Origin of the sequence: Streptococcus timonensis, assembly GCF_047460355.1 — a bacterium.
Lineage (GTDB): Bacteria > Bacillota > Bacilli > Lactobacillales > Streptococcaceae > Streptococcus > Streptococcus timonensis_A.
In genome coordinates this window covers 1-15,671 of sequence record NZ_JASHGL010000008.1, presented here as the reverse complement: position 1 = coordinate 15,671, position 15,671 = coordinate 1, and the positions used below count along the sequence as shown (strand labels likewise).

17 protein-coding genes, 1 tRNA gene, 2 rRNA genes, 1 other RNA gene and 2 pseudogenes are annotated in these 15,671 nt (G+C 40.0%); 1 reads left to right on the top strand and 22 read right to left on the bottom strand.

The window, feature by feature from the left end:
* From plsX to QM941_RS09545, 3 genes are read right to left on the bottom strand one after another with little or no spacing between them, the layout of a single operon-like run.
* A complete protein-coding gene (plsX, locus tag QM941_RS09555; protein WP_414340343.1) occupies window positions 1-993 on the bottom strand; it encodes a phosphate acyltransferase PlsX in 993 nt (330 codons plus the stop codon).
* Window positions 990-1,760 carry a DNA repair protein RecO gene (gene recO / locus QM941_RS09550; protein ID WP_414340342.1) on the bottom strand — a complete coding sequence of 257 codons (771 nt, stop codon included), beginning with the start codon at window positions 1,758-1,760 and terminating at the stop codon, window positions 990-992. The genes plsX and recO overlap by 4 nt, the downstream gene beginning before the upstream one ends.
* Window positions 1,757-2,926 carry a pyridoxal phosphate-dependent aminotransferase gene (locus QM941_RS09545; RefSeq protein ID WP_414340341.1) on the bottom strand — a complete coding sequence of 390 codons (1,170 nt, stop codon included), beginning with the start codon at window positions 2,924-2,926 and terminating at the stop codon, window positions 1,757-1,759. The genes recO and QM941_RS09545 overlap by 4 nt, the downstream gene beginning before the upstream one ends.
* Before the next feature lie 151 nt (window positions 2,927-3,077).
* Between QM941_RS09545 and QM941_RS09540 the strand changes: the two genes are divergently transcribed.
* Window positions 3,078-4,088, top strand: coding sequence for a YeiH family protein (locus tag QM941_RS09540; protein ID WP_414340339.1), 1,011 nt, complete (start codon window positions 3,078-3,080; stop codon window positions 4,086-4,088).
* A 27-nt stretch (window positions 4,089-4,115) separates the two neighbouring features.
* Here QM941_RS09540 and QM941_RS09535 read toward each other — a convergent pair whose 3' ends face one another.
* From QM941_RS09535 to QM941_RS09445, 19 genes and pseudogenes are all read right to left on the bottom strand, one after another.
* Window positions 4,116-4,553 carry a CoA-binding protein gene (locus QM941_RS09535; RefSeq protein ID WP_414340338.1) on the bottom strand — a complete coding sequence of 146 codons (438 nt, stop codon included), beginning with the start codon at window positions 4,551-4,553 and terminating at the stop codon, window positions 4,116-4,118.
* Between the two features lie 139 nt (window positions 4,554-4,692).
* A complete protein-coding gene (srtB, locus tag QM941_RS09530) occupies window positions 4,693-5,532 on the bottom strand; it encodes a class B sortase, LPKTxAVK-specific (protein WP_414340336.1) in 840 nt (279 codons plus the stop codon).
* 73 nt (window positions 5,533-5,605) lie between these two features.
* Window positions 5,606-6,394 (bottom strand): LPKTxAVK-anchored surface protein, encoded by a 789-nt coding sequence (locus QM941_RS09525; protein WP_414340335.1) that lies wholly within the window; start codon window positions 6,392-6,394, stop codon window positions 5,606-5,608.
* Between the two features lie 301 nt (window positions 6,395-6,695).
* On the bottom strand, window positions 6,696-7,664 hold the full coding sequence (locus tag QM941_RS09520; RefSeq protein WP_414340334.1) for a ribose-phosphate diphosphokinase: 969 nt from the start codon (window positions 7,662-7,664) through the stop codon (window positions 6,696-6,698).
* A 132-nt stretch (window positions 7,665-7,796) separates the two neighbouring features.
* Window positions 7,797-8,291, bottom strand: coding sequence for a beta-class carbonic anhydrase (locus QM941_RS09515; RefSeq protein ID WP_414340333.1), 495 nt, complete (start codon window positions 8,289-8,291; stop codon window positions 7,797-7,799).
* 158 nt (window positions 8,292-8,449) lie between these two features.
* Entirely contained in the window at window positions 8,450-9,145 is a 696-nt protein-coding gene (locus QM941_RS09510) for a TIGR00266 family protein (protein ID WP_214262543.1), read from the bottom strand.
* Window positions 9,146-9,216: 71 nt separating this feature from the next.
* Window positions 9,217-10,581: a DNA repair protein RadA gene (gene radA, locus QM941_RS09505; RefSeq protein ID WP_414340371.1), complete on the bottom strand. Its 1,365-nt coding sequence runs from the start codon at window positions 10,579-10,581 to the stop codon at window positions 9,217-9,219.
* A gap of 10 nt (window positions 10,582-10,591) precedes the next feature.
* Window positions 10,592-11,107, bottom strand: coding sequence for a histidine phosphatase family protein (locus QM941_RS09500; RefSeq protein WP_414340332.1), 516 nt, complete (start codon window positions 11,105-11,107; stop codon window positions 10,592-10,594).
* Window positions 11,108-11,131: 24 nt separating this feature from the next.
* A pseudogene (locus QM941_RS09495) lies at window positions 11,132-11,332 on the bottom strand (isochorismatase family protein); the annotation flags it as partial.
* Window positions 11,328-11,489, bottom strand: a pseudogene (locus QM941_RS09490) (DNA repair protein RadA); the annotation flags it as partial. The pseudogenes QM941_RS09495 and QM941_RS09490, both read right to left, overlap by 5 nt.
* Before the next feature lie 10 nt (window positions 11,490-11,499).
* Window positions 11,500-12,039, bottom strand: coding sequence for a histidine phosphatase family protein (locus tag QM941_RS09485; RefSeq protein WP_414340370.1), 540 nt, complete (start codon window positions 12,037-12,039; stop codon window positions 11,500-11,502).
* A 1-nt stretch (window position 12,040) separates the two neighbouring features.
* Window positions 12,041-12,484 carry a dUTP diphosphatase gene (locus QM941_RS09480; protein WP_000701981.1) on the bottom strand — a complete coding sequence of 148 codons (444 nt, stop codon included), beginning with the start codon at window positions 12,482-12,484 and terminating at the stop codon, window positions 12,041-12,043.
* A 52-nt stretch (window positions 12,485-12,536) separates the two neighbouring features.
* Window positions 12,537-12,635: signal recognition particle sRNA small type (ffs, locus tag QM941_RS09475), an RNA gene on the bottom strand.
* 32 nt (window positions 12,636-12,667) lie between these two features.
* The gene (gene tadA, locus QM941_RS09470) at window positions 12,668-13,135 is read right to left on the bottom strand and encodes a tRNA adenosine(34) deaminase TadA (RefSeq protein ID WP_414340330.1); all 468 of its coding nucleotides are present in this window, start codon (window positions 13,133-13,135) and stop codon (window positions 12,668-12,670) included.
* A 200-nt stretch (window positions 13,136-13,335) separates the two neighbouring features.
* Window positions 13,336-14,622, bottom strand: a complete 1,287-nt coding sequence (locus QM941_RS09465; RefSeq protein WP_004250345.1) for an adenylosuccinate synthase — start codon at window positions 14,620-14,622, stop codon at window positions 13,336-13,338.
* 240 nt (window positions 14,623-14,862) lie between these two features.
* Window positions 14,863-15,099 (bottom strand): sigma(X)-activator ComW, encoded by a 237-nt coding sequence (gene comW, locus QM941_RS09460; protein WP_414340329.1) that lies wholly within the window; start codon window positions 15,097-15,099, stop codon window positions 14,863-14,865.
* A gap of 198 nt (window positions 15,100-15,297) precedes the next feature.
* Window positions 15,298-15,371 (bottom strand) — tRNA-Asn (locus tag QM941_RS09455).
* A gap of 5 nt (window positions 15,372-15,376) precedes the next feature.
* Window positions 15,377-15,492 (bottom strand): 5S ribosomal RNA (gene rrf, locus QM941_RS09450).
* A gap of 80 nt (window positions 15,493-15,572) precedes the next feature.
* Window positions 15,573-15,671: ribosomal RNA gene (locus QM941_RS09445) — 23S ribosomal RNA — on the bottom strand; the annotation flags it as partial.

Here is a 15,671-nt window from a genome sequence, read left to right as displayed (position 1 = left end):
TTATTCCTCTGAAAATTCACGCGCAGTTTGAGCAACTACGTCTGTTTCTAGCATGGTACGAATCTGGCGTATTGTGCTATACACAGCCTTGGCATCACTTGAGCCATGAGTCTTAACAACCGGTGCCTTGACACCAAACAAAACTGCTCCTCCAACATCTGAATAGTTGAGTTGTTTTTTCAAACCTCTGAGATTATCCTTAAGAAGGAGGGCACCTAACTTAGCTCTAAGCCCCCCACCTGCTATAGCATTTTTGAGCAAGCCCATGATACCCATAGCAGTCCCTTCAATAGCTTTGAGCACAGCGTTTCCCGTGAAACCATCTGTTACGACTACATCAGCAACTCCGTCCATCAAATCACGCGCTTCCACATTACCGATAAAGTTTAAGCTTTCATCAGCTAGCAATAAGTCATAAGTTTCCTTACGAAGTGGGTCTCCCTTACTGCTCTCTGTCCCGTTATTAAGTAAACCTACACGAGGTTTGTCAATTCCACGAACATTTTTAGCATAGAAGGAGCCTAGGATGGCATATTGATGAAGGTGATGGGCTGTATTTTCTGCATTGGCACCAAGGTCAAGCATATCAAAGCCTTTTCCATCTATAGTTGGCAATGTTGACATCAATCCAGGTCGATCAATATTTTTGATACGACCAACTATGAAGAATCCTGCTGCCAACAAGGCACCTGTATTTCCTGCAGAAAGGACAGCATCTGCCTCTCCATCTTTGACAGCCTTAGCCGCCAATATCATGCTGGCATTTTTCTTTTTACGGATAGCTTTTGTAGGCTCATCATCAGAATTTATTTTTTCATCTGTATGGATAATGCTGACACGCTCTGCGGCCGTTAGATATTGCTTGATTTTACTTTCGTCTCCGTAAAGTTGAATCTCAATATCTGAAAAGTCAGCAAGGGCTTGATTAACTCCCTCTACAATAGCTTGTGGTGCGTAATCACCACCCATTGCATCTACTGCGATTTTTTTCATTTGTTTTCCTCTTTCAGTAGTTGTCCCCAATCTGCTAGGGAATCAATAAACTTCTTTGATTTTAGGTGAATTCCAACATACTCTTCGTAAATCTGGTCCATAAACTTACGCAATTCTTGCTTGATTTCTGACTTAAGAGAAATAGTCTCTAGAGTGTCAAAATCAATAGCCTGAAATTGATTGAGCAGATAAGGAATATTGGGATTTAGATGACATCGTTTCTCGTCCTCATGGTAATGCTCTGGACATAAGCAAGCGCCATATTTGAAGGAAAAGTCAAAGGCTTGCCCCACACGATGACAAAAGGTACACTCATTAAAGTTGAGACTGATTCCAAAACGTGTCAATATTTGAATTTCAAAAATATTGGTCAAAACTTGATAATCCAGACCCTCTTCCATCAGCTCTAAAGTCTTTTGCAAAAAAGCAAATAAGGGAGCATCCTGTTGATTATCCTGCAAACTCGCATCTGCCAAGGCTGCAACGTAAGTCGCATAGGCCATCACAAAGAGGTCACTATTGATTTTCGGAAAAGTCTTCACCTCATGATAATCTTCTATATAACTAAGTCCATCATCATTGACTTTTAGGAGAAAATGGGCTAAAACTAAAGGTTGAATGACAGGAGCTAGTTTGGATTGGCCGGCGTGTTTGACAAAAAACATGCGCTTCCCTGCCTGTTCTGTAAAGATTTTAACAAGCTTATCATCCTCTCGAAAATTTCGATTGTAAAGTACTAAACCCTGACTCGTAATCGATTGAATCATGCTTCTCTCATGTACTCCTCAAGTCGTTTCATAGCTTCTCTGATGGTTCCCATGCTAGCTGCATAAGATAGGCGAACATAGCCTTCTCCATACTGTCCAAAGGCAGCACCAGGAATAAAAGCAACAGCCTTCTTCTGGGCAAAATCCTTCAGAAAAGCAAAGGAATCTTGATTATAGCCTGCCGGAATCTTAGCAAAGATATAAAAAGCCCCATCTGGTTTGATAATCTCAAAACCAAGGTCAGTCATCTTCTCAATAATGTAGTCCCGCCGTTGGATATATTCCTTCTTCATGGGTTCTGCATCATCTTTACCAGCTGTTAAGGCTTCTACTGCAGCATGTTGCGCCATGGTGTTTGCAGCGGTTACCAAATACTGGTGACTCTTAATCAACTGGGCTATAAAGTTTGCTGGTGCAAAGATAAAGCCTAAACGCCAACCTGTCATGGCATGGGATTTAGAAAGACCGTTAATGATAATTGCCTGATCTCTCAATATAGTTCCCAAAGATACATGATTTTCCCCTGTATAGGTCAATTCTGAGTAGACTTCATCACAGACTACGAAAATCTCATACTTGCGTAAAACAGCTGCCAAGGCTTCTAATTGCTCGCGACTATAAGTAATTCCTGTAGGGTTGGCTGGATAGTTGAGAATAACTGCCTTGAGCTTGTCCCCCTGTTCTAGAATGGCTTTCTCTAACATTTCTGGAGTTAAGACAAAACCATTCTCAGTCGTATCAATCTCGACAATCTCTGCACCAACTAGATTAACTATTGGCTCATAGCCAGGATAGGCAGGAGCTGGCAAGAGAACCTTGTCTCCTTCCTCCAAAATAGCTGTCAGAGTAGCTGATAGAGCCTCTGTCGCACCAATTGTGACCAAGATTTCATTCTCTGGATTATAGTCCAGCTGATATTTCTCTTTTACAAAATCACTCGCAGCTTGGCGCAAGGTCAATAAACCACTCATACCTGTATAATAGGATTGGTTCTGGTCAATGGCTCGCTTTGCTGCCTCCTTCACATGGTCTGGCGTTGTAAAGTCTGGTTCCCCCAAGGTCAATCTCAAGACTCCGGGAATCTCTGAAATGGCCTGGTCAAACTGACGAATCAAGGACACTTGAATCTTATCTAATTGTTTGTTAAAGCGCTTGGTTAAGTCCATAGAAACCCTCCTTGCTTAAAGAACATAGTACTATTATACTATAAAAGCGCCCTGACCGCAAAATTCCCTGATTGACACCCTTCCTTGCTTTCTATTTTACTTTTTTTCTAGACAAGTCTATAATAAGAAGTGCTTATTCTAGGAGGTTTTTATGTCATTCTTATCAAAAAACAAAGCAGGACTTTTAGTCTGCCTTGTCATATCGATTATCTCATGGTACCTTGGTAATTTCCTGCCTGTCGTAGGAGCACCTGTCTTTGCCATCTTTATCGGTATGTTTCTCCATCCCTTTCTCTCTAACTACAAACAACTGGATGCAGGTTTAACCTTTAGTTCTAAGAAATTGCTCCAATACGCAGTCATCTTACTGGGCTTTGGGCTCAATATATCTCAAGTCCTGGCAGTTGGACAATCCTCACTACCTGTCATTCTCTCAACCATTGCTATTTCCTTGATTGTTGCCTACCTTTTCCAGAGATTTTTTGCACTCGATACAAAACTGGCCACCTTGATTGGAGTAGGTTCTTCTATCTGTGGTGGTTCTGCCATTGCTGCAACAGCCCCTGTTATTCACGCCAAGGAAAAAGAAGTGGCCCAAGCTATTTCCGTTATCTTTTTCTTCAATGTCTTGGCAGCTCTTATCTTTCCAACTCTAGGTTCTTGGCTTCATCTCTCCAACGAGGGTTTTGCTCTCTTTGCGGGTACTGCGGTCAACGATACTTCCTCTGTAACAGCCACAGCTAGCGCCTGGGACAGTCTTTACAATACAAACACTCTTGAGTCTGCCACTATTGTCAAACTAACACGTACCCTCGCCATCATTCCTATTACCCTCTTCCTCTCTTACTGGCAGAGTCGACAAGAAGACAATCAGCATCGCTTTCAACTTAAAAAAGTCTTCCCTCTCTTTATCCTATACTTTATCCTAGCATCTCTCCTAACCACACTAATGAGTGCCTTAGGTGTCCCAAGTAACTTCTTTGCCCCACTCAAGCAACTATCTAAATTCCTTATCGTTATGGCCATGAGTGCCATCGGCCTCAAAACTAATCTCATTGGATTGATCAAATCCAGTGGACAGGCCATTCTTCTGGGAGCCCTCTGTTGGATTGCTATTATCCTAACTAGTCTCGGTATGCAGGCGCTCATTGGTATTTTCTAATAAAAAAGTAGCCAGAAGGCTACTTTTTTATTGTTCTAGAATCAATCGTGTATGTTCTTTCTTAATACAACGATTCATCACAATATCTTCACATCCGCCAGCTCGGAGAATTTCTTCTGCCTCTTGATTTTCAAGACCAAGTTGAGCCCAGAAAATCTGTGCATCTGCTTGTAGAAAGTCACGGGCAACATCTGGTAAAAACTCGCTGCGACGGAAGACATCCACAATATCAACATGAAAAGGAATATCAGCAAGACTTGCATAAGCCTTTTCTCCAAGAATTTCCTGGCCTGCTAATTTCGGATTGACTGGAATGATTCTATATCCTCGAGACTGCATCTCCTTGGATACACGATTACTAGTGGTTTCCTCACGATCCGACAGACCTACTACAGCTATTGTTTTGCTAGTTGTTAAATACTGACGCACTACGCCATCACTAGGGTTTTTAAATAGTTCGCTCATGCAAAACCTCCTTTTTCATCAGTATAGCATATTTTGAAAGGGTTTGCATAATTTTGCTCTGAAAAAAATCAAAAAATCCTCTTAAAATTAAACTATTTCATTTAACTTTAGGAGGATTCATAAAAATTTCATTTAAAGATTATTCTCTTGTTGGTTTATATTTAAGTTCTTCACCATGTTGTTTGACAAAGTCACTCATCTCTGAGTCAGGAATTTGTCGAAGGTAGAGATTGGCACGAATCGTGTCATCTTCTTCACGACAAGTAGAAAGAACAAGATATTTATCCTTAGCTGATACCTTGACATTTGGTTTCTTAACCTCTGCAGTATCATAAATAATACTTAGCTGTTTTTCAAAATCTGCATCATCATCAAAACTTGTACGGTAAAAAGCTGTCTCTTCTGGAACAATGATCATGGCAACAGCTTCATAGTAATACTTTCTCTCTGGAGTTTCAATAACCACATAAGGATGTTCATCAAAATATTCTTGTCGACTATAATAGTTCACATCTTTAAACATACGGTGGTCAGCCACTTTACTACCACGAGCATGGCCAAATAGCCAAGTCAATCGATCGCTAAAGTCCTTCTTGTTATCAGCGTCCATAAAGACTGCCCCCATTAGAGGTTCGTTAACGCCATCAAAACGCTTATCTAAATAAGTCTCATTATCCGTTGTTTGAACGACTGGTTCATCCAACTGTGTGCCAGGAATATACACATAACCAACTGTTTCAGAGTTTGTTGCAAGCAGGCCTTTAAATTTATTAGCGAGATATTCTTTTTCTTCTTGACCAGCAGTATAGGTTTGCTTTGGAGCTTCCTGGGTGACCTTAACATCATTTTGTTTATCTTCTGTCGGAGCTAGGAAGCTTTTATAGATAAAGAAGCCTCCCAAAGCAACGATAGCCACTGCAACTATAGAAGCAATTATTTTACCAATAGGTGATTTCTTTGTCGTAGAACGTCTACTCATCTTTTCCTCCCTCTTTTTTACCAAAAAAATCACTGAAACCAAGTTTCAGTGATTGGCTACTTTTTAAATAAAATTATTTAGCAGCGTGTGTTTTTGGAAGAGCTTTTTGACCTGCTTTAGCATCTACACCAGCTTTTTTAGCCGCATCGTCTGCTTTTTTAGCTTGGTCTTTAGCAGCTGGTTTACCATCTGCTGGTTTAGTTGCTGCTTGGTGTGCTGCTGCTTGATCAGCAGATGCAGCTTTACCTTGTGCTACTTTATCATCAGCGATACGTTGTTCATTTGTACGGTTAGCTTCTACACCTGTTTCATCGTAGTAGTTACCTTGTCTTTTCGCAGCTGCAATATAAACTTTCTCATAATGTGCACGGTATGCATTTGTTAAAGCAGTAACTTCTGCACTCAAAGCTTTATCATAAGCTTTTTGAGCAGCATCAACATTTGCTTGCAATTGTTCACGTGCTGCAGCTACATTTTGGCTGTTCCCACCTTGGAAGTGAACATCAGATTCTTGTGGGTTAGTACCTTTGTAGTCTTTATCTACTGTTGGGCCATAAACAGGTTTTCCATCAACGATTTTTGCATCAGATGAAGAAGCTGAGAAGTTTGCCAATGCATCCTTAGCTGCTTTTAGGTTAGAAGCAACAGAAGTTTTTGCTACTTTTGCTGCTGCTTCTGCTTGGATATCAGCTGCATGAATCTCAATTTGTTTTTGAGCTTCATCTGCCGCATCACGCCAAGAAACATATTTCTTTTGGATCAATTGGTTAGAAGAAGATGAATTTTCTCCTTGTGCAAAAGCTGGAGCTGCTGCTGAGAATACTGCAAGAGCTACTACTGATGATAATAAAACTTTCTTCATTGTTTTATCTCCTCTTTAATTTTAAAATTTAATTATAAGGATAATCCTTACTACCCTAAAGTATATCACATATATTAGAGTTGTCAAGTTTTTTCTTAAATTTTTTTAAAATTTCTGGTAAAAAACGAGTGAAATTTATTATATTCTAAAAAAATAAGCACTATTCTAGAAAGATTAAGGAAAAAAATAGACTAAAAAACGAACAATTAGTGAAATTTTCACATTTTTCTGATCTAATTAAGAAAAACTCCCAACAAGGTCTATCACTTTGTTAGGAGTTTTGTTTTATTTAACGAATGAATTAAATCTTTTTCTCAATGTTAAACAAGGGAGAAAGAGGACGTTTTTCATGGATACGAATAATTGCATCTCCAAGGAGGTGAGCAATAGAAATTTGCTCAATCTTATCAATCAAACGCTCTTCTGGTAAGTAGATGGTATCCAAAACAATCAATTTCTTAATAGCTGATTTCTGGATATTATCCATAGCTGGTCCTGAAAGTACAGGGTGTGTACAGCTTGCATACACCTCAACTGCTCCTGCTTCAGCCAAAGCATCAGCAGCATGACAGATTGTACCAGCTGTATCAATCATGTCATCAATCAAGATACAAGTCTTGCCTTCTACCTTACCGATGATGTTCATCACTTCACTGGTATTCATCTTATCTACACTTCGACGTTTATCAATAATGGCAATTGGTGTTTTCAAAAATTCCGCCAACTTACGGGCACGTGTTACACCACCGTGGTCTGGACTAACCACCACGTAGCCTGATCCAACCATGCCACGACGCTCAAAGTAGTCCGCAATCAAAGGAGCACCCATCAAATGATCCACAGGAATATCAAAGAATCCTTGAATCTGTGCCGCGTGTAAGTCAATAGTTAGTAAACGATCAACTCCAGCCACTTCTAGCATATTGGCTACAAGTTTTGAAGTGATTGGCTCACGCGCTCTTGCCTTTCTATCCTGACGTGCATAACCATAATAAGGCATCACAACGTTAACTGATTCTGCACTAGCACGTTTTAAAGCATCTACCATAATCAGAATCTCAAGTAAGTTGTCGTTAACAGGTGAGCTTGTCGATTGCAAAATATAGACATGCTTACCACGTATAGACTCTTCTATATTGACCTGAATTTCCCCATCTGAAAATTGGCGAACACTTGATTTCCCCAATTCTATCCCAATCTCTTGCGCCACGCGCTTTGCTAATTCTTTATTTGAAGAAAGGGCAAAAAGCTTTAAATCAGAAAAAGACATGATTTCCTCCGGTATTTTTGTATCACTTGTGTTTTTTCACAATATTATCCACCTACCATTGTAGCGCTTTTTCCACTATTTTTCAATAAAAAATAACACAAGGATATATATGTCTATCTTGTGTTCATAATATTATAGTATTTGCCTCATACTACCTGTGTCTACATCATAAACAGCGCCCGAAATAATCACGTCATCTGGAATGAGAGGAGACTCCTGAAGTAATTTCATATCTTCACGAACACTTTCATCAATATCTTGAAAAGGTAAAAAGTCTTGGTCAGATACATCTACTCCCAACTCTCTTTTTAAATGTTCTTGAAAATCTTTATTTTGAAATGTTTGAGCACCGCAGTCTGTATGATGGAGCACCACAATTTCTCTTGTCCCCATTTGTTGTTGGGAAATTACAAGTGAACGAATCATATCCTCAGTCACTCGACCACCCGCATTCCGTAAAATATGGGCATCTCCAAGAGCTAACCCTAGAGCTGGCGCAACGTGCAAACGTGAATCCATACAAGTTACGATTGCAACCTTTGTCTTGGGTTTAATGGATAAGTGCAAATCTCCATGTAGTTCTACATAAGCTTGATTGGCTTTTAAAAAATTTTCAAAATAGGACATGACAACTCACTTTCTAGTCCGCCAGATAATTTGAACACCAAATTATTTATCTCCTATCTTACCATCTTTTACCTCGTTTGTCAGCTTTCAGTATTTATATAGAAAACTAGGACAGAGACATCCAGCTTCTAGCTTGGACTTCTGTCCTAGTTTTATGTTTATGATCCTTTTTGGATATACTTATTGAGTGAACCAGCAAAGCTCTGAAGATTGAGACTTTGTACATAGACTTCACCAGTACCTCGGAAGGTATTCACCACTCCTTCACCCGTACCTATAGACTGCCAGAAGCCATTTTCTAAGTGGATATCATAGTCCAGAGATTGACTCCAAGCCACCACGTGGGCATTGTCAATGGTTATTTCTTGATTTTGAAGCTCAATTTTCTTAATAGATCCAAAAGCATTGGCCAAAAGAGTTCCCTGACCTTGGGTTGTCATCACAAAGAGACCGCCTTGTCCTCCGAACAGGGCTTTCCCAATAGACTGGCGCTCCATTGTATAGAAAGCTGTACCATCAAGAGCTAAAAAGGCTCCATCATTTAATCGGTACTGCTTTTCGCCTAGCTCAAGAGCAATCACTTGACCAGGAGTATCTGGTGCTAAAGCAAGGTTTCCGTTGTCAGACTCTGCAACAGCTTGAGTGATAAAGGTACTTTCACCAGAAACCATTGAACGCCCTACAGCTTTGACAAAACGTCCCAAACCAGAACCGCTTGCATTAAGCTGGGTATTGAGACTTACATTAGGTGTATGGTAGACCATGCTACCGCGCTGAATAAAGACTGTTTCTCCCTGATTGAGCGACAACTCTACCAAAGGAAACTGCATGTGACTATCCATAGAAAATTTCATCAGAAATTCCTCCTTACTTTTAATAAATGTTAGCAATAAAATAATTAGTCATCTAAAACTGACCATAACTATTAAGAGAATACCTTTTTCAAGACTTCCTGAATAGTCGTTACCCCAATCACCTGAATTTCCTTAGGCGGTTTAATGCCAGTCAAAGAATTTTTTGGCACATAGATTTTTGTAAATCCAAGCTTAGCAGCCTCATTAATGCGTTGCTCGATACGATTTACGCGCCGAATCTCTCCCGTCAAACCCAACTCTCCTACAAAACATTCCTGGGGATTGGTTGGCTTGTCCTTGTAACTAGAAGCAATAGCAACTGCAACAGCCAGGTCAATAGCAGGTTCATCTAATTTGACACCACCAGCTGATTTGAGATAGGCGTCCTGATTTTGAAGGAGCAAGCCTGCCCGTTTTTCTAAAACAGCCATAATCAAGCTAGCACGATTGAAATCAAGCCCTGTCGTCGTACGCTTGGCATTTCCAAACATGGTCGGCGTCACCAATGCCTGCACTTCCGCAAGAATTGGACGTGTCCCTTCCATAGTCACAACGATTGACGAACCAGTGGCTCCATCCAAGCGTTCTTCCAGAAATACCTCACTTGGATTGAGAACCTCAACCAAACCACCTGACTGCATCTCAAAAATCCCAATCTCATTGGTCGAACCAAAACGATTTTTAACTGCTCTCAAGATACGGAAGGTATGGTGGCGTTCCCCTTCAAAGTAAAGTACCGTATCCACCATATGTTCCAACATTCGAGGGCCCGCCAAAGTTCCTTCCTTGGTCACATGACCGACTATAAAGATGGCGATGTTATTGGTCTTAGCCAGCTGCATGAGCTCTGCAGTTACTTCCCGCACTTGAGAAACAGAGCCTTGAACCCCTGAAATCTCAGGAGACATAATGGTTTGGATGGAGTCGATGATGAGAAAATCTGGCTGAATTCTCTCTATCTCTGCACGAACACTTTGCATATTGGTTTCAGCATAGAGATAAAACTCGCTATCGATATCCCCCAAGCGCTCTGCACGGAGTTTGATCTGCTGGGCAGACTCTTCTCCGCTGACATAGAGGACTGTTCCTACTTGAGACAGCTGGGTTGATACTTGTAAGAGAAGGGTTGATTTTCCAATACCTGGATCTCCACCAATTAGGACGAGACTCCCTGGTACCACACCCCCACCGAGTACACGGTTGAATTCCTCCATCTCAGTCTTGGTTCGATTAACATTGATAGATGTTACTTCAGCCAATTTCATAGGCTTGGTTTTCTCACCTGTCAAGGACACACGCGCATTCTTGACCTCGGCAACCTCAACCTCTTCTATAAAGGAAGACCAAGACCCACAGTTAGGACATCGTCCCAGATATTTAGGGGAATTATATCCACAATTTTGACATACAAATGTCGCCTTTTTCTTTGCGATGATAAACCTCTTTCTAAATCTCTATCTCACATTCAATCACTTGGCAAAAATCAATCTTCTCATTTGGCACAAACTGGCGCATGAGCATGCGATGGGCTACAACTACCACAGTTTGATGTTCCCGATACTTAGCCATGCATTCTAGAAAACGAGACTTCATCTCTACAGCTGTCTCATATTGAACAGGAGAATTTGGGAGCAACTCCCCCTTGTTTTCTAAAAACAGACATCTAGCTGTTTCAAAGTTCTCTATACCTGTTTCATAAACCTGCCATTCATGCAATAATGGCTCTACCCTCAAAGGAAGGCCAGTAGCACAGGATACATAAAAAGCCGTTTCTAAAGCTCGCGTCACTGCAGAAGACACCAGGATATCAGCTGAGCCAAACAAAGGATTTTTGCAAAGTTCCTGAACTTGTTGTCTTCCTTTCTCAGATAAGGGTGCCAAGTCTATCCCGAATCCAGTATAGGAACGCTCCTCTAACTCACGGTAATTTGGCTCCCCGTGACGGATAAAAATAATTTTCATATTAAGATCCCCATAAAACTATTAATTCTCCTTGGTAGCTGCCAAAACGGAAGCCTTAACACAGCCATTGCCATCTACCCCTATAAACTCTATGCTTTTAGCACCGTTTTCCTCTAAAAAATCTTTTAAATCTAGATTAGTAAAGCAAGAAGCCCGACGCTTTTCAAAGATACGAGAAGATACAAGCAGCAAGCCGGTCGCAAATTTCTTCTTTCTGTCTTTTCTCCCCCGTCAAGGACACACGCGCATTCTTGACCTCTGCAACCTCAACCTCCTCAACAAAAGAAGACCAAGACCCACAGTTTGGACAGCGCCCTAAATACTTGGGGGAATTATATTCACAATTTTGACACACAAATGTCGCCTTTTTCTTTGCGATAATAAACCTCTTTCTATATCTCTATCTCACATTCAATCACTTGGCAAAAATTAATCTTCTCATTTGGTACAAACTGGCGCATGAGCATTCCGTGAGTTACAATGATAATAGTTTTATAATTTTTATATTTTTCCAAAGCACTTAAAAAACGATGACGCATCTCTAGATCAGTTTCATAGCGATAAGGAGAATATTCAGATAAACCTCCTTGATGTTTTAGATAATATTCATGAGCTACCAATACACTAGTTAAATCAGAGTTAGTGCCATCTAAGTCTGGACGCCACTCATGAAAAAACGGCTCCACAAATAAGTCCAATCCTGTTTCAACTGCTATATAATGTGCTGTTTCTAAAGCCCTCGTTACAGACGATGAAATAATAATCTCTGCCTTTTCAAAACATGCGATTTTAGCAACTTCTTTTGCCAGACTGCGACCTTTTCCTGTCAATGGTGCTAAATCACGACCAAAACCACTATAGAGTTGCGGATTTTCAAGTTTATCAAGCATACTATAATCTGGCTCCCCATGACGGACAAAGATAATCTTCATCTTAGTGCCCTGTTGACCCAAATCCACCGGTCCGTACGCCATCCGCCTCATCTCCATCTGCAATTAAGAAAGGAGCAAAAACAGCCTGGACTACACGTTCCCCAACTTCAAGAACAACTTCTTGATCTGTGATGTTTTTCATCTGTGCAAATATATGTCCTTCATTTCCTGGATTGCCATAGTAGTCTCCATCAATAACACCCACAGAGTTGATCAAGACTAGCCCCTTCTTACGAGGGTTTGAAGAACGATCATAGAGATAGAGTACCTCTGTTGGTTGCATATAAGCCTTTACCCCAGTTGGAACGAGGACGATTTCTCCTGGTGCAATGACCGTGCGTTCTGCCACCTTTAAGTCGTAACCAGCTGCATGCGCTGTCTCACGCTTTGGTAGCAAATTTTCATCTGTAAAACTAGAAACTAATTCAAAACCACGAATTTTCATATTATTCCTCTTTTTAATCATTTATTCTAGGCTATTTTATCTTATTTATTCGAAAAAAGCACGAAAAAGAGCACACAATTCACACTCGCTTAGGGCTGCTGGATTCCTCCCCTGACCCGCTTCACGCAGAACTGTTGCTCCACTATTTATTATACCACATTCTCCTCTATTTTTAAAGAGAAATTATTTTTTCCGTCGATTTCGGAAAAAGTCCTGCATAATCCCTGCGCACTCATCCTCTAAAATCCCCGTTTCAACCTCTACACGATGATTGAGACGCTCATCTGTCAAAATATCGTACAAACTTCCAGCTGCACCAAATTTCTGATTCTTAGCCCCATAGACCATCTTGGGGATGCGAGCTAGCCCAATTGCCCCACTACACATAACGCAAGGCTCAATGGTCACAAAAAGGGTACAATCGAGCAAACGCCAACTCTCTTCACGCAGATTAGCATTCTCAATGGCCATGATTTCTGCATGCATGACTGCTCGTTGCAACTCCTCACGAGCATTATGGCCTCGACCAATGATTTCTCCATCCTTAACAATGACACAACCAATCGGGATTTCATCATTCTCTAAAGCAATCTCTGCCTCCTTCAAGGCTTCTCTCATAAAGGCTTCTTTTTCTTCAAGCGTGTAATCCATTTCTTCTCTCTTTCCTAGCTATCAACTCTACAATTATAACATGTTTCTTAGAACAAAAAAAGCCACCGAATGCGGTGACTTTATAGGGAGATTATTATGAAAAAGAAAAGTTTAGGATATTTGTTACAACAAGTTAGGAGGTCTTCTTGTAACTGTCTATAGTATATCCAAACTGTCTTAAACAAATCTTAAAAAATCTCCTATGACCAAACACTTTCTAAAATATTTGTCTGTTCACGACCAGGACCTACTGAGAATGTTGAGATACGAACACCCACCAATTCGCTAACACGGCGAACATAGTTACGTGCATTTTCAGGAAGGTCTTCCAAATTACGTACTCCAGTGATATCTTCAGACCAGCCAGGCAATTCTTCGTAGATTGGTTTACAACGTTTCAATTGTTCGAGACTAGCTGGGTAGTAATCAATACGTTGACCGTCAAGATCATAGGCAACACAGATTTTAACAGTATCCAAACCACTCAAAACATCGATAGAGTTCAAAGAGAGATTTGTGATACCAGAAACACGGCGGCTATGGCGCATAACAACTGAGTCAAACCAACCTACACGACGCGGACGACCAGTGGTTGTTCCATACTCATGCCCCACTTCACGAATACGATCACCAACTTCATCAAATAGCTCAGTTGGGAAAGGACCATCACCTACACGACTTGTATAAGCCTTACATACACCGACAACTTTGTCAATCTTGCTTGGACCTACTCCAGAACCAATTGTCACACCACCAGCCACTGGGTTTGATGAAGTAACAAATGGATAAGTACCTTGGTCAATATCCAACATGACACCTTGTGCACCCTCAAAGAGAACCCGTTTACCATTATCAAGCGCGTCGTTCAAGATAACAGAAGTATCAGTCACATATTGCTTGATTTGTTGGCCATACTCATAGTATTCTTCAAAAATATCATCAATTGAAATAGGTTCACTATCATACAATTTTACAAATTGACGATTTTTCTCAGCAAGATTACGTTCTAAACGTTCACGGAAGATTTCTTTATCCAAAAGATCCGCAATACGAATTCCAACACGAGCTGCCTTGTCCATATAGGCTGGACCAATTCCTTTAATTGTCGTCCCAATCTTGTTATCACCCTTAGCTTCTTCTTGAAGACGGTCTAACTCAATGTGATAAGGCAAAATAACATGCGCACGATCAGAAATTCTAAGATTATCTGTTGTAACACCTTCTTCATGCAAATAAGACAATTCTTTCACAAGAGATTTAGGGTTGACAACCATCCCATTACCAATAACAGAGATTTTTTCTGGGAAGAAGATACCTGAAGGAATCAAGTGCAATTTAAATTTCTTTCCATCAATAACAATTGTGTGACCTGCATTATCTCCGCCTTGGTAACGAGCAATCACTTCCGCATTAGCTGAAAGAAAATCTGTAATTTTTCCCTTACCTTCATCACCCCATTGGGTACCTACAACAACAACTGAAGTCATAATAAATTTTCGTCTGAGCCAAAAGGCTCGTCCTTTCTCATATACATGGTGGGACTCTCACCCACAATAATATCTTACAATTTATTATAAGAAAAAAAGCCTATTTTATCAAGAATTAACACTAGAAAAGATTAGGGAATTCGTTTACTTTTGATTTAAAAAAATACAAAAAAATAGCATAATCTAAATATTTTTTATAAATTAATTATTATTGTTCGTAATAAATGAAATGAAATTTTATTAAAATGAATAATTTAAATTTTGCCCTAATAGATAATTAAGATAGATCCGGTACGCTGCTCTAAAATGACAGAGGAGAAAATCCTTCTCATTCTTTATCCTAAAACGAACTAAATAATAAAGTAAGAATTTTAAATGAAACGATTCCCAATCATCATTAGACTGAAAAAGTAACGCATATTCCCCTTCAATCTGTTTGAGAAAAATAAAACAATGATCATAATACTTTTGAAGCATATAAAAAACCTTTCTTATTGATAAAACTAGTCTATCAGAAAGGCTAATTAAAAAGATAATTAATCCTATATAATAAAAATTTCAAGCTAAACGAACTTCAAATAAACGAAAGAAGTAAGAATAGATAAAAAAAGGTTCATAAAAAAATTTATACGTATACTGAAGAAACAAAAAAACGTTCCTTAGAACGTTTAAGAACTCCGCCAGTAGGACTCGAACCTACGACATCATGATTAACAGTCATGCGCTACTACCAACTGAGCTATGGCGGATAAAAGCTAAGCGACTTCCATATCTCACAGGGGGCAACCCCCAACTACTTCCGGCGTTCTAGGGCTTAACTACTGTGTTCGGCATGGGAACAGGTGTATCTCCTAGGCTATCGTCACTTAACTTTGAGTCATACATACTCAAAATTGAATATCTTTCAAATTTCACTTAAAATCTAATCACGCTTCGTATTCTCAGTTACTTTGGATAAGTCCTCGAGCTATTAGTATTAGTCCGCTACATGTGTCGCCACACTTCCACTTCTAACCTATCTACCTGATCATCTCTCAGGGCTCTTACTG

Bases quoted from the DNA above. Each gene is read 5' to 3' on its own strand.
- plsX (WP_414340343.1), bottom strand. From the start codon at position 993: ATGAAAAAAATCGCAGTAGATGCAATGGGTGGTGATTACGCACCACAA.
- QM941_RS09485 (WP_414340370.1), bottom strand. From the start codon at position 12,039: ATGAAGATTATCTTTGTCCGTCATGGGGAGCCAGATTATAGTATGCTT.
- recO (WP_414340342.1), bottom strand. From the start codon at position 1,760: ATGATTCAATCGATTACGAGTCAGGGTTTAGTACTTTACAATCGAAAT.
- QM941_RS09540 (WP_414340339.1), top strand. From the start codon at position 3,078: ATGTCATTCTTATCAAAAAACAAAGCAGGACTTTTAGTCTGCCTTGTC.
- srtB (WP_414340336.1), bottom strand. From the start codon at position 5,532: ATGAGTAGACGTTCTACGACAAAGAAATCACCTATTGGTAAAATAATT.
- QM941_RS09520 (WP_414340334.1), bottom strand. From the start codon at position 7,664: ATGTCTTTTTCTGATTTAAAGCTTTTTGCCCTTTCTTCAAATAAAGAA.
- QM941_RS09545 (WP_414340341.1), bottom strand. From the start codon at position 2,926: ATGGACTTAACCAAGCGCTTTAACAAACAATTAGATAAGATTCAAGTG.
- QM941_RS09535 (WP_414340338.1), bottom strand. From the start codon at position 4,553: ATGAGCGAACTATTTAAAAACCCTAGTGATGGCGTAGTGCGTCAGTAT.
- QM941_RS09515 (WP_414340333.1), bottom strand. From the start codon at position 8,291: ATGTCCTATTTTGAAAATTTTTTAAAAGCCAATCAAGCTTATGTAGAA.
- QM941_RS09525 (WP_414340335.1), bottom strand. From the start codon at position 6,394: ATGAAGAAAGTTTTATTATCATCAGTAGTAGCTCTTGCAGTATTCTCA.
- QM941_RS09500 (WP_414340332.1), bottom strand. From the start codon at position 11,107: ATGAAAATTATTTTTATCCGTCACGGGGAGCCAAATTACCGTGAGTTA.
- QM941_RS09510 (WP_214262543.1), bottom strand. From the start codon at position 9,145: ATGAAATTTTCTATGGATAGTCACATGCAGTTTCCTTTGGTAGAGTTG.
- QM941_RS09480 (WP_000701981.1), bottom strand. From the start codon at position 12,484: ATGAAAATTCGTGGTTTTGAATTAGTTTCTAGTTTTACAGATGAAAAT.
- comW (WP_414340329.1), bottom strand. From the start codon at position 15,099: ATGCTTCAAAAGTATTATGATCATTGTTTTATTTTTCTCAAACAGATT.
- tadA (WP_414340330.1), bottom strand. From the start codon at position 13,135: ATGGATTACACGCTTGAAGAAAAAGAAGCCTTTATGAGAGAAGCCTTG.
- QM941_RS09465 (WP_004250345.1), bottom strand. From the start codon at position 14,622: ATGACTTCAGTTGTTGTTGTAGGTACCCAATGGGGTGATGAAGGTAAG.